Genomic DNA, 12,154 nt, shown 5'->3' on the forward strand with positions numbered 1-12,154 from the left:
ACGCCGCCCTCACCACCCTCCCCGGCCCCCTGCTGGTCGCCGCCACCGCCGGCACCACCGACGCCGGGCTCATCGACCCGCTGCCCGAGATCGCCCGCCTCAGCGCCGCCCACGGCGCTCGCCTGCACATCGACGCCGCCTACGGCGCGGGCCTCGCCTTCAGCGACCGCCACCGGGGCAAGCTCGCCGGACTCGACGCCGCCCACACCGTCACCCTCGACCTGCACAAGCTCGGCTGGCAGCCCGCCGCCGCCGGACTCCTCGCCGTGGCCCGGCCGGACGAACTGGCCGTCCTCCACCAGCGCGCCGACTACCTGAACGCCGACGACGACACCGAGGCCGGACTCCCCGACCTGCTCGGCCGCTCCCTGCGCACCACCCGCCGCCCGGACGTCCTCAAGACCGCCGTCACCCTGAAGACCCTGGGCCGCCGGGGCCTCGGCGCCCTCGTCGACCAGGTCTGCGCGCACGCCGAGGAGTTCGCGGCGCTCGTCCGGGCCCACCCCGGCTTCGAGCTGTACGACCGGCCCGTCATCAGCACCGTCCTGTTCCGGCCCGCGGCCGCGGACGACGACGCCGTGGCCGCCGTACGCCGCGGACTGCTGCACGAGGGCCGGGCCGTCCTCGGCCGGGCCCGCCTCGACGGCCGCCTCTGGCTCAAGGCCACCCTCCTCAACCCCCACACCCGGCCGGACGAACTGGCCCAGCTCCTGAAACTCGTGGAAGGAACAACCCCCAGATGACCACGCCCCCACGCCACGAGCCCGAGTCCCCCCGCGACCTGGTCGGCATCGGCATCGGCCCCTGCAACCTCTCCCTCGCCGCGCTCGCCCACCCGCTCGCCGAACTCGACGCCGTCTTCTACGAACAGCGCCCCGGCTTCCACTGGCACCCCGGCCTCCTCATCGAGGGCGCCACCGTCCAGGTGCCCTTCCTCGCCGACCTGGTGACCCTCGCCGACCCCACCAGCCCCTGGAGCTTCCTCAACTACCTCAGGACCCGGGAGCGACTCTTCCCCTTCTACTTCGGCGAGCGGTTCCACATGCAGCGCGCCGAGTACGACGCCTACTGCCGCTGGGTCTCGCAGCACCTGCCCGGGCTGCGCTTCGGCCACCAGGTCGACGCCGTCCGCTGGAACCCCGAACGCGACGTCTTCGAGGTCGACTACACCCACCTCGACGCCGACGGCGAGGCCGAGGCGCTGGGCCGCACCTACACGCGCAACATCGTCCTCGGCGTCGGCACCGTCCCCTACGTGCCCGACCCGCTCAAGCCCCTGGTCGAAGCGCCCGGCGTCCCGGTCGTCCACGCCGCCGACTACCTCGAGCACCGCGCCGCGCTCCTCGCCGCCGGACACGTCACCGTCGTCGGCTCCGGACAGTCGGGCGCCGAGGTCTTCCTCGACCTGCTGCGCCACCGCCCCGCCGGCCGCGAGAAGCTGCACTGGATCGGCCGGACCGAGGCGTTCGCGCCGATGGAGTACTCCAAGCTCGGCCTGGAACACTTCACACCCGACCACACCCGCTACTTCCACGCCCTCGCCGAGCCCGTGCGCGACCGACTGGTCGCCGCCCAGTGGCAGCTGCACAAGGGCGTCGACGCCGGCACCCTCGCCGCCATCCACGACGAGCTGTACCGGCGGACCCTGGACGGCGGCTGGCCGGACGCCGTCCTCACCCCTGGCGTCCGCGTCCGCACCGCCGGCCGCATCGCCGCCACCCGGGTGGAACTGCACCTGGAACACGTCCAGCAGGGCAGCCGCTCCCGGCTCACCACCGACGCCGTCGTCCTCGCCACCGGCTACCGCGAGCGCCCGCTCGACCACATCCTCGCCGGGCTCGACCCCTACCTGCGCCGGGACAACAAGGAACGCCCGCGCATCGACGAGGAGTTCCGGTTCATCCTCGACCCCTCGGTGACCGGATCGCTCTACGCGCAGAACGCCGAACTGCACACCCACGGCGTCGGCGCCCCCGACCTCGGCCTCGCCGCGTGGCGCAGCGCCTCGATTCTCAACTCCCTGACCGGCAAGGAGCCGTACCCGCTGCCGGCCCGGACGGCGTTCACCACGTTCGGACTCGACGAGCCCGGCTCCCGGGTGCCGACGGCCCGTCAGGGCAAGCGGCTGACCCCGCTCGCCGACTGAGCCGGGAGCCGCTGCGGACATGCCGACGGCGCCGGTGCGAAGGCCGGCACCGGCGCCGTCGGTCGATCGTCCGCCTGCTCCTAGAACACCGGCGTGCCCTCGCGCGTCAGCTTCCAGTCCACGGAGGCGAAGTCCTTCGGGTCCAGGACGCCCTTGGCGGTGACCCACTCCGCGATCCGGGTGCGGATCTCCGTCGACTCCGACCACAGCTCCTTGGCCGAGGCGACGTACGGGAACGCGCCGCCCCCGTTCGCGCGGTAGTTGTTCACCGCGAGGACGAACTGCCGGGCGTCGTCGAGGGCGGCACCGTTGTAGGTGAGGTTCTTGATCCGCGAACCGGCCGCCTGGGCGATGTCGATGTCGTAGCGGAAGCCCGAGACGTAGTCGTAGTTGTAGTCCGGGCGGTTGCCGGCGTTCGTCAGCTTCTCGACGTCGACGGCGGTGCCGGCGGCCGTCTGCACGAAGTACTCCGCGGAGTACTCCAGGTACGCCCGTAGCTGGGCACCCGTCATCAGCTTGGCGACCAGCGTGTTGTCGTACACGTACAGGCCGGACAGGTCGCGGATGGTCACCTCGCCGGCCGGGATCTGCGAGGTGCGGGAGAACGGCGAGGCCTGCGCGACCACGGGCAGCGCGGCGTACTCGGTGCCCGCCAGGGCCGCCTTGACCACGTCCTCCTGGACCTTGGTGATCAGGTCGATGATCGGGGCGTCCTTGTAGCGGGCGTCGACCGTGGTCAGGGTGTCGGTGGCCCGGCCCACCACCTGGTTGACGTACGCGACGACCTTCGCGTGCTCGTCCTTCAGCAGCTTGGTGATCTTCGGGTCGTCGGCGACGGTCTTCGAGTCGCGCAGCGAGGCGGAGACCGACTCCACCTCCCACCGGCCCTTGCTGAACACCAGCTCGATGTCGAAGAGGGTCAGCCGTTCGGCGTAGCACAGCGGCTCCGACAGCACGACCGTCTTCCCGGTCCGGTCGTTGACGACCTTCAGCTCCGGGATCTCCAGGTGGGCGTGGCCGACCAGGATCGCGTCGATGCCGGGCACCTGCTTGGCCACGTTGACGGCCGCGTTCTCCACGTACGGCACCTGGTCGCCGTACGACGACGTGCCCGACGTGCCCGAGTGGGCGGAGACCACGACCACGTCGGCGCCGAGCGCCTTCAGCCTCGGCACCCATTTGGCGGCCTGCTCCTCCAGGCCCTCGAACTTCAGCTTGCCCTGGACGTAGGCCTTGTCCCAGATCGCGATGCCCGGGTTGGTCAGACCGAGGACGGCGACCTTGACCGGCGGGGCGCCCGGCACGTGGAACTTCTTGACGTAGTAGGGCGGGAAGGCGGGCTTCAGGGTCTTGGCGTCCACCGCGTTGGCGCCGAGCAGCGGGAAGTCGAGCTGGTCCTCGAACGTGCGCAGGGTCTCGATGCCGTAGTTGAACTCGTGGTTGCCGAGCGCCGCCGCGTCGTACCCGATCGCGTTCATCGCCTGCGCCATCGGGTGCACCGGGCCGCCCTTGGCGGTGATCGGGTCGACCTTGGCGTAGTAGTACGTCAGCGGGGTGCCCTGGATGGTGTCGCCGGCGTCCAGGAGCAGGGTGTTGTGGCAGCCCTTCTCCTTGCGGACCTGCTCGACCAGGGTCGAGATCCGGGCCAGGCCCATGGCGTTGCCCGCTTTGTCGGAGTACTCCGCGTCCTTGAAGTAGTCCCAGTTGAAGACGTGGCCGTGCAGGTCGGTGGTGCCCATGACGGTGAGCGAGTGACGCTTCACGTGCTTGCCGGGACCCTCCGCCTCCGCCGCCTCGGCCGCCGGAGCCGCCGCCGCACCGGCGATCGCCACTCCCGCCCCGGTGGCGGCGGACTTCTTCAGGAACTTCCGGCGGTTCAACGGCATCTCTCGGTCTCCTCCGGGAATGGTCAATGACGCGCGTAGATTCTGACCCGGTCATGACGGACCGCAACAGGTATGGAAGGTTTCGATCTGGTGACCGATTGCGTGAACTCCGGCCGCCGAAGCGGGAAGCGCGTGACAGAGTAGGACGTATGACCTCACCGCCGGCCGGACCGTACGGCACCCCCGACGCCCCGCTGCTCGTGGTCCGCGGCGAGGCGGAGTTCGACGTAGAGCCCGAGGTCGCCCGGATCGGCATCACGGTCGGCGCGCGGGGCCGCGACCGCCGCGCCACCCTCGACGACCTCACCCGCCGCAACGCCGCGGCCCTCGACCTGGTCAAGTCGTACGGGCAGGCGGTGGACCACGTGGCCACCGGCGCCTTCACCCTCACCCCCGAACTCTCCGAGCACGGCCGGGGCGAGCGGGTGCGCGGCTACCACGGCCAGGTGCACCTCGACGCCGAGCTGACCGACTTCATCGTGCTCGCCGAACTCGCCACCCGACTGGCCGACTTGGAGCTGACCCGGGTCGACGGCCCCTGGTGGTCCCTGCGCCCCGGCTCCCCGGTGCACGCCGAGGCCCGGCGACGGGCGGTCGCGGAGGCGCTGCAACGGGCCCGCGAGTACGCCGAGGCCCTGGGCACCTCGGTCGCCGCGCTGATCGAGCTGGCCGAAAGCGGCACCGAGGATGGCCACCCGGCCCGCGCCTCCTTCGAACGCGGGACCCGCCGGTTCAGCAGGGCGGCCGCGGACGAGCCCGCCGCACCCCTCGACCTCGAACCGCAGCGGCTGCGCGTCGCCGCCCGGATCACCGCGCGGCTCACGATGCGGCCCCCGCGGCTCTGAACCGGCCGGAGATCGCCCACCGGAACGGCCGCGGAATCGCCCGCCGAATCGCCCACGCGATCATCCGCCGAATGCACCCGCCGAATTCGCTCATAGGAGCGGGCCATCGCACAATTCAACACTTGTCAATAACCCTTTACCCAACGGTTGTTGAGTGGTCATGTGGCCCGGATTCTCTACCGGCGGGTAAGCCCTAGGCTCGAAACATGCGCCGAGCAAAGATCGTTTGTACTCTGGGCCCTGCCACCGACACGTACGACCAGATCAAGGCACTGGTCGAGGCCGGGATGGACGTCGCCCGATTCAATCTCAGCCACGGCACGCACGCCGAGCACGAGGAGCGTTACCGGCGGGTGCGGAAGGCGGCCGACGAGACCGGTCGCAGCGTCGGTATCCTCGCCGACCTTCAAGGTCCGAAGATCCGGCTGGGCCGCTTCGCCGAAGGCCCGGTACTCCTTGAACGCGGCGACTCCTTCACCATCACCGTGGAGGAGGGCGTCGAGGGGGACCGCCATCGCTGCGGCACCACCTATGCGGGCCTCGCCGGTGACGTCACCCCCGGTGAGCGGGTCCTCGTGGACGACGGCAAGGTCTGTCTGGAGGTCACCGCGGTCGACGGGCCGCACGTCCGCACCCGGGTGGTCGAGGGCGGGGTGATCTCCGATCACAAGGGCCTCAACCTCCCCGGCGTGGCCGTCTCCGTGCCCGCCCTCTCCAAGAAGGACGAGGACGACCTGCGCTGGGCGCTGCGCACCGGCTTCGACGTCGTCGCCCTCTCCTTCGTGCGCAGCGGCAGGGACGCCGACGACGTGCACCGCATCATGGCGGAGGAGGGCCGCAGCCTCCCGGTCGTCGCCAAGGTGGAGAAGCCGCAGGCCGTCGAGAACATCGACGACATCGTGGCCGCCTTCGACGGCATCATGGTCGCCCGCGGCGACCTCGGCGTGGAGATGCCGCTGGAGCAGGTCCCGATCGTGCAGAAGCGCGCCGTCAAGCTCGCCCGGCGCAACGCCAAGCCGGTCATCGTGGCCACCCAGATGCTCGACTCGATGATCGACAACGCTCGCCCGACCCGCGCCGAGGCATCGGACGTCGCCAACGCGGTCATCGACGGCACGGACGCGGTGATGCTCTCCGGCGAGACCAGCGTCGGCAAGCACCCGATCGAGACGGTGCGGACCATGGCGAAGATCATCGAGGCGGCCGAGGAGGACATCCTCGCCAAGGGCCTGCCGCCGCTGACCGAGCGGAACAAGCCGCGCACCCAGGGCGGCGCGGTCGCCCGGGCCGCCGCCGAGATGGGCGACTTCCTCGGCGCCCGGTTCCTGGTCGCCTTCACCCAGTCGGGAGACACCGCCCGCCGGCTGTCCCGCTACCGCTCGCCGATCCCGCTGCTGGCCTTCACCCCGGAGCAGGCCACCCGCTCCCAGCTCAGCCTGACCTGGGGCGCCGAGACCTTCCTCGGCCCGCCGGTCGGCTCCACGGACGCCATGGTCGACCAGGTGGACGAACTGCTGCTGAAGTACGGCCGCTGCCAGAAGGGTGACGTCGTGGTCATCACCGCGGGCTCCCCGCCCGGTGTCTCCGGCGCGACCAACATGGTCCGCGTGCACCACGTCGGCGAGGACGACAGCCCCCGGTGAACGCGAAAGGGCCCCTCATCCGTGAGGGGCCCGCCGATACGCTGACCTTGGAAGCGAAGGAAAAGTGCCCCGGGTCGGACTCGAACCGACACTGTACGGGTTTTGAATCCGTTGCCTGCTGCCAATTGGGCTACCGGGGCTCGCAGAATCAAAGGTTTCCCCCGACCCTCCGCGCGTCCACCATACCGTAGCTAGGTAGGCTCTTGTCAGCAGTGCACCTGCCCTGAACGAGGAGCCCCCGTGACCGCCGAGTCGCCCCAGCCCGTAGACGCGCCCGACGACGACAAGTCGCACGTGCCTCCGCTGACGACCCGAGTCGTCATCGCCGAGGACGAGGCCCTGATCAGGCTCGACCTCAAAGAGATGCTCGAGGAGGAGGGCTACACCGTCGTCGGCGAGGCCGGCGACGGCGAGCAGGCCGTGGAGCTGGCCCGCGAGCACCGGCCGGACCTGGTGATCCTCGACGTGAAGATGCCCAAGCTCGACGGCATCTCCGCTGCGGAGAAGATCGCCGAGGAGTCCATCGCCCCGGTCCTGATGCTCACCGCCTTCTCGCAGCGCGACCTCGTCGAGCGCGCCCGGGACGCCGGCGCCATGGCCTACCTGGTGAAGCCGTTCAGCAAGAGCGACGTCGTGCCGGCCATCGAGATGGCCGTCTCCCGCTTCACCGAGCTGAAGCAGCTGGAGCAGGAGGTCGCCGACCTCACCCAGCGGCTGGAGACCCGCAAGCTGGTCGACCGCGCGAAGTCGGTCCTGCAGACCGAGTACGGCCTGACCGAGCCCGCCGCCTTCCGCTGGATCCAGAAGACCTCCATGGACCGCCGCATGTCGATGCAGCAGGTCGCCGAGGCGGTCATCGCGGACAGCGAGGAGAAGAAGGCCGCCAAGGGCTGACCGCCCCCGGCCGCCCCCACCACGGCACGACGAGGCCCGCGCCCCGGAGAAGAGGGCGCGGGCCTCGTCGTGGTCCCGGTCGGTGCGGCGGCGGTCAGTCCTCGCCGAGGTAGGCCTTGCGCACGGACTCGTCGTGCAGCAGGTCCCGGCCGGTGCCGGAGAGGACGATGTTGCCGACCTCCATGACATGGCCCTGATCCGCGAGCGAGAGCGCCGCCTGGGCGTTCTGCTCGACCAGCAGAATCGTCGTGCCCTGCGACTTCAGCTCGGCGATCGTCGCCATGATCTTCTGCATCATGATCGGCGACAGACCCATCGAGGGCTCGTCCAGCATCAGCAGCTTGGGCTGGGACATCAGCGCCCTGCCCATCGCCAGCATCTGCTGCTCACCGCCGGAGAGGGTGCCGGCGGCCTGCTTCCTGCGCTCCCCGAGGATGGGGAAGAGGTCGTAGGCGCGCTGGATGTCCTTCTCGATGCCCGGCTTGTCGCTGCGCAGGAACGCGCCGAGGCGCAGGTTGTCCTCGATGGTCATGCGCGGGAAGATGTGCCGCCCCTCGGGGGAGTGGGCGAGTCCCAGCGACACCACCTGGTGCGCGGGGATCTTCTTCAGCGACTTGCCGTTGAACCGGATTTGCCCGCCGACCGGCTTGAGCAGACCGGAGAGCGTGCGCAGGGTGGTCGTCTTGCCGGCGCCATTGGTGCCGATGAGGGTGACCACCTGGCCGGCCTCGACCTTGAAGGAGATGCCTTTGACGGCCTCGATCTTGCCGTAGGCGACCCGCAGGTCCTCTACTTCGAGCAGTGCGGTCATCGGTCGTTCTCCTTGCCGGGCGCGGCGTCCGTCGTGGTGTCGGCGTCCGTCGTGGTCGCGGCGTCCGCCGTGGCCTCGGCCTGAGCCTCGGCCGCCTCGACCTCGGCGGCCTCCTCGCCGCCGGGAGCCTCCTCGAAGGGCTCGCCGAGGTAGGCGGCGACGACCCGCTCGTCGCCCTGGACGGTCGCGCTGTCGCCCTCGATCAGCTTCTCGCCCTGCACGAGCACGGCCACCCGGTCGCACAGGTTCATGATGAAGCGCATGTCGTGCTCGATGACGAGGACGGCGATGCCCATGTCCCGGATGGCGAAGACCAGTTCCTCGGTGGCCCGCGTCTCCTGCGGGTTCATGCCGGCCGTCGGCTCGTCGAGGAGCAGCAGACCGGGCTCGCTGGCGAGGGCGCGGGCGATCTCCAGCTTGCGCTGCTCGCCGTAGGGGAGGTTGCGGGCCAGGTGTTCGGCCTTCTTCTCCAGCCCCACGAACGACAGCAGCTCCATGGCCCGCGCGCGGGAGGCCTTCTCCGCGCGGTGGAAGCCCGGACCGCGCAGCAGCGCGGACCACAGGCCCTCCTTGGTGCGGGTGTGCCGGCCGACGAGCACGTTCTCCAGGACCGTCATGTTGGCGAACAGACGGATGTTCTGGAAGGTGCGGGCGATGCCGGCCGCGGTGACCTTGAAGGACTTCGGCGGCAGGACGTTGCCCTTGTAGCGGACCTCGCCCTCGGTCGGCACGTACAGGCCCGTCAGGCAGTTGAAGAAGGTGGTCTTGCCGGCGCCGTTGGGGCCGATCAGACCGACGATCTCGCCGCTGTTGACGGTGAGGTCGACGCCCCGCACGGCGGTCAGGCCGCCGAAGCGCATCGTGACGCCGCGGGCGTCGAGCACGACCTCGCCGGGGGCGGACGCGCTGGGTGCGGCGTCCTGGGTGGTGGTGTCGGTGGTCATCGTGTTCAGGCCCCTGCCTTGCTGAGGACGGCGGGCGCTTCGGTCTCTTCGTGGAATTCGAGCTGGCGGCGCCGGTTGGGGATGAGGCCCTCGGGGCGGAAGCGCATCAGCAGGACGAGCGCGACGCCGAAGGCGAACAGCTGGTAGTCGCCCAGGAACTGGAGCTTGGCCGGGATCAGGTACAGCAGCGAGGCGCCGACCAGCGGGCCGGAGATGGTGCCCATGCCGCCGAGCACCACCGCGGCCAGCAGGAACGCCGAGTTGGGCGGCACCACGTGGGCGAACTGGTACTGCTCCGGGGTCACCGTGTAGGTGACGTGGGCCTGGACGGAACCGGCGAGGCCGGCCATGCAGGCGCCCAGGGCGAAGGCGATGAGCTTGACGCGGAAGCCGTTGATGCCCATGGCGAGCGCCGCCGTCTCGTCCTCGCGGATGGCGATCCAGGCGCGGCCGATGCGGGAGTCGCTGCTGCGCCGGAACACCACCACGACGATGAGCGTGATGAGCAGCATCAGCAGGAAGTAGTTCGCGAACCGGCCGACGGTGGCGCCGAACAGCTGGTGCTCCTGGCCGAAGTCGAAGCCGAGGATGTTCAGGTTCGGGATCGAGGAGATGCCGTTGGATCCGTTGGTGACGTCCGGGCCCGAGGTGCCGTCCATGTTGAGGACGGTGATACGGAAGATCTCACCGAAGCCGAGCGTCACGATGGCGAGGTAGTCGCCGCGCAGCCGCAGGGTCGGGGCGCCGATCAGGACGCCGAACACCATGGCGACGGCCGCACCGCACAGCGCCGAGGCCCAGAACGGCATGTTGACGTGCAGCGGCGAGGACGTCGAGCCGGAGACCAGGGCCGCGGTGTAGGCGCCGACACCGAGGAAGGCGACGTAACCGAGGTCGAGCAGGCCGGCGAGGCCGACGACGATGTTCAGGCCGAGCGCGACGGTGGCGAAGATCAGGATGTAGACGCCGATCGTCGCGTACTGGTCGTCGGACTGGGTGAAGGGGAAGGCGGCCGCGGCGAGGAAGGCGCCGGTCATGGTGATGTTGCGGTGCCGCGCGGTGATCGCCGAGACCCGGGCCACGAGCCCGGCCTTGGCGAGCGCGCCGAAGCCGAAACCGGCGGTGATCAGGAAGCCGATGAACAGCTCGTCGTACTCGGTGCCGATGCCGTAGGTGAAGACCAGCAGGCCGAGCGCCATGGCCGCGACGATGACGAGGATCTCGGCGTACGCGGGCAGCTCCCGGGCCGGGGCCGGGGCCTCGGCGGCGAAGGCCGACTTGAAGGTGCTCCAGTCCTGGCGGCGGGCGTGCCGGAACTTCTCCCAGGAGGAGTCGTCGGGGTCGATCGGGTCCGGGGCCGGCCGCTCGAACGGCAGGGCCAGCGCGCCGACCAGGGCGGCCAGCGTGGCGATGGCGACGACGTAGCCGCCGGGCTCCAGGTTCACCACACCGCCGAGCTTCGCGCTGATGGCGATGACGGTGTACCAGGCGGTGGCGAAGGTGCCGAGCGCGGCCGTCTTCACGGCGCTGTCGGCGCTGCCGGGGGTGAGCCACCCGAGGCCCTTGACGCCGTAGGAGGCGAGCCCGAGGAGTGTGGTGAGGACGCCGCCGATCAGGACCAGGACCTGCAGGCCGCCCGGGTAGCCGTAGACCGTGAGGTCGCCGGGGAACTCGGAGGTCCAGGTCCACGCGAGGAAGGTGGAGACGATCGTCAGGGCGCCGCCGCCGGTGGCGAGGGCCCGGCCGAGTGCGGTGGGCAGGCCGATCAGGCCGGTCCGGGCGGCCTCGGGAGCGCTCGGGGTCTGCGGGGTCTCCGGCGTCTCGGACGCGGTGGTCTGTGTGGTCATCGCTGTCACGCCCTGTCCGCGACGCGCTCGCCGAGCAGGCCCTGTGGCCTGAACAGCAGCACGAGGATGAGGAGTACGAACGCCCAGACATCCGCCCAGGACTGGCTGCCGAACTTGTCCATGCCGGGGATGTCCGCGATGTAGGCGGTGGACAGGGCCTCGGCGACACCGAGGACGAGGCCGCCGAGCATGGCGCCGTAGATGTTGCCGATACCGCCGAGGACGGCCGCGGTGAACGCCTTCAGACCGAGGATGAAGCCCATGCGGAAGTCGATCTGACCGTACTTCAGGCCGTAGGCCACGGAACCGACGGCGGCGAAGGCGGCGCCCAGCGCGAACGCGATCACGATGATGCGGTCGGTGTTGACGCCCATCAGCTTCGCGGTGTCCGGGTCCTGCGCGGTGGCCTGCATGCCGCGTCCGGTGCGGGTGCGCATCACGAAGTAGGCGAGGATCGCCATGCTGATCGGTGCCGCGGCGACCAGGAAGACATCACCGGTCTGGATGGTGACACTGCCGATCTCGAAGGGGCCGCCCGGGATGCTCGGGAAGGTACGGGCGGACTTGGCGCCCGGGTACCAGGCCCACACCGCCTGCTGGAGGGCCAGCGAGAGGCCGATCGCGGTGATGAGCGGCGCCAGGCGCGGGGCGGTGCGCAGCGGGCGGTAGGCGAACCGTTCCGCCCCGACGGCGACCGTGACGGCGACGAGGACGGCCCCGACGAGCATCAGCGGCAGGGCCAGCCACATGGAGGTGCCGTCGGGAAGGATGTACGCGTAGACCGTGAGCGCGCCGAACGCGCCGGTCATGAATATCTCGCCGTGGGCGAAGTTGATGAGCTGGACAATGCCATAGACCATCGTGTAGCCGATGGCGACCAGCCCGTACATGGATCCTAGTAGCAGGCCGTTGACCAGCTGCTGCGGCAGTTCGTTCACCGCATGTCCTCCGAGACGTTCGGAAAGTTCGACGGATGGAGCCGGATGCGAGTCCGGGGGGGGGGGCGGGGGGCCGCCGCCCCCCCCCCCCCGGGGCCCCCCCCCCCCGGGGCGGCGGCCGGCACCGGCGGCCGGCACCGGCGAAGGAACGGCAGGGGAACCGGCGGACGGACTCAGCCGCGCGGCTGGTCGATCAGCAC

At 70.5% G+C, this 12,154-nt stretch carries 10 protein-coding genes and 1 tRNA gene; 5 read left to right on the forward strand and 6 right to left on the reverse strand.

The window, feature by feature from the left end; genetic code table 11:
- Together V7E45_RS33805 and V7E45_RS33810 are read left to right on the forward strand one after the other, a co-directional pair.
- Nucleotides 1-743, forward strand: a 743-nt coding sequence (locus tag V7E45_RS33805) for a pyridoxal phosphate-dependent decarboxylase family protein (RefSeq protein WP_333778066.1), incomplete at its 5' end; no start/stop codon positions are given.
- On the forward strand, nt 740-2,146 hold the full coding sequence (locus V7E45_RS33810; protein WP_333778067.1) for a lysine N(6)-hydroxylase/L-ornithine N(5)-oxygenase family protein: 1,407 nt from the start codon (nt 740-742) through the stop codon (nt 2,144-2,146). The genes V7E45_RS33805 and V7E45_RS33810, both read left to right, overlap by 4 nt.
- Nucleotides 2,147-2,226: 80 nt before the next feature.
- On the opposite strand, the gene V7E45_RS33815 is transcribed toward V7E45_RS33810, so the two are convergent.
- A complete protein-coding gene (locus V7E45_RS33815) occupies nt 2,227-4,032 on the reverse strand; it encodes a bifunctional metallophosphatase/5'-nucleotidase (protein ID WP_333778068.1) in 1,806 nt (601 codons plus the stop codon).
- 149 nt (nt 4,033-4,181) lie between these two features.
- On the opposite strand from V7E45_RS33815, the gene V7E45_RS33820 reads away from it, so the two are divergent.
- Together V7E45_RS33820 and pyk are read left to right on the forward strand one after the other, a co-directional pair.
- Nucleotides 4,182-4,877 (forward strand): SIMPL domain-containing protein, encoded by a 696-nt coding sequence (locus V7E45_RS33820; protein ID WP_333778069.1) that lies wholly within the window; start codon nt 4,182-4,184, stop codon nt 4,875-4,877.
- A gap of 206 nt (nt 4,878-5,083) precedes the next feature.
- Nucleotides 5,084-6,520: a pyruvate kinase gene (gene pyk, locus V7E45_RS33825; RefSeq protein WP_333778070.1), complete on the forward strand. Its 1,437-nt coding sequence runs from the start codon at nt 5,084-5,086 to the stop codon at nt 6,518-6,520.
- Between the two features lie 65 nt (nt 6,521-6,585).
- On the opposite strand, the gene V7E45_RS33830 is transcribed toward pyk, so the two are convergent.
- Nucleotides 6,586-6,660 (reverse strand) — tRNA-Leu (locus tag V7E45_RS33830).
- A 100-nt stretch (nt 6,661-6,760) separates the two neighbouring features.
- On the opposite strand from V7E45_RS33830, the gene V7E45_RS33835 reads away from it, so the two are divergent.
- Nucleotides 6,761-7,414, forward strand: coding sequence for an ANTAR domain-containing response regulator (locus tag V7E45_RS33835; RefSeq protein ID WP_133922193.1), 654 nt, complete (start codon nt 6,761-6,763; stop codon nt 7,412-7,414).
- A 94-nt stretch (nt 7,415-7,508) separates the two neighbouring features.
- Here the strand turns inward: V7E45_RS33835 and V7E45_RS33840 are convergent, their stop codons facing one another.
- Genes V7E45_RS33840 through V7E45_RS33855 form a run of 4 tightly spaced genes read right to left on the reverse strand, consistent with a single transcriptional unit; the run spans nt 7,509 to nt 11,954 of the window.
- Nucleotides 7,509-8,225, reverse strand: coding sequence for an ABC transporter ATP-binding protein (locus V7E45_RS33840; RefSeq protein ID WP_020939394.1), 717 nt, complete (start codon nt 8,223-8,225; stop codon nt 7,509-7,511).
- Nucleotides 8,222-9,169, reverse strand: a complete 948-nt coding sequence (locus tag V7E45_RS33845; protein ID WP_333778071.1) for an ABC transporter ATP-binding protein — start codon at nt 9,167-9,169, stop codon at nt 8,222-8,224. Before V7E45_RS33845 ends, V7E45_RS33840 begins: the two co-directional genes overlap by 4 nt.
- Nucleotides 9,170-9,174: 5 nt before the next feature.
- On the reverse strand, nt 9,175-11,016 hold the full coding sequence (locus V7E45_RS33850) for a branched-chain amino acid ABC transporter permease (RefSeq protein WP_333778072.1): 1,842 nt from the start codon (nt 11,014-11,016) through the stop codon (nt 9,175-9,177).
- Between the two features lie 5 nt (nt 11,017-11,021).
- A complete protein-coding gene (locus V7E45_RS33855; protein WP_333778073.1) occupies nt 11,022-11,954 on the reverse strand; it encodes a branched-chain amino acid ABC transporter permease in 933 nt (310 codons plus the stop codon).
- Nucleotides 11,955-12,154: the final 200 nt, after the last annotated feature.

This window comes from Streptomyces sp. IBSBF 3136 (assembly GCF_036815105.1).
Classification (GTDB): Bacteria; Actinomycetota; Actinomycetes; order Streptomycetales; family Streptomycetaceae; genus Streptomyces.

What these genes read in the sequence shown, in the direction of transcription:
- V7E45_RS33850 (WP_333778072.1), bottom strand. Translation starts at nt 11,016, where the DNA reads ATGACCACACAGACCACCGCGTCCGAGACGCCGGAGACCCCGCAGACC.
- V7E45_RS33815 (WP_333778068.1), bottom strand. Translation starts at nt 4,032, where the DNA reads ATGCCGTTGAACCGCCGGAAGTTCCTGAAGAAGTCCGCCGCCACCGGG.
- V7E45_RS33810 (WP_333778067.1), top strand. Translation starts at nt 740, where the DNA reads ATGACCACGCCCCCACGCCACGAGCCCGAGTCCCCCCGCGACCTGGTC.
- pyk (WP_333778070.1), top strand. Translation starts at nt 5,084, where the DNA reads ATGCGCCGAGCAAAGATCGTTTGTACTCTGGGCCCTGCCACCGACACG.
- V7E45_RS33840 (WP_020939394.1), bottom strand. Translation starts at nt 8,225, where the DNA reads ATGACCGCACTGCTCGAAGTAGAGGACCTGCGGGTCGCCTACGGCAAG.
- V7E45_RS33845 (WP_333778071.1), bottom strand. Translation starts at nt 9,169, where the DNA reads ATGACCACCGACACCACCACCCAGGACGCCGCACCCAGCGCGTCCGCC.
- V7E45_RS33820 (WP_333778069.1), top strand. Translation starts at nt 4,182, where the DNA reads ATGACCTCACCGCCGGCCGGACCGTACGGCACCCCCGACGCCCCGCTG.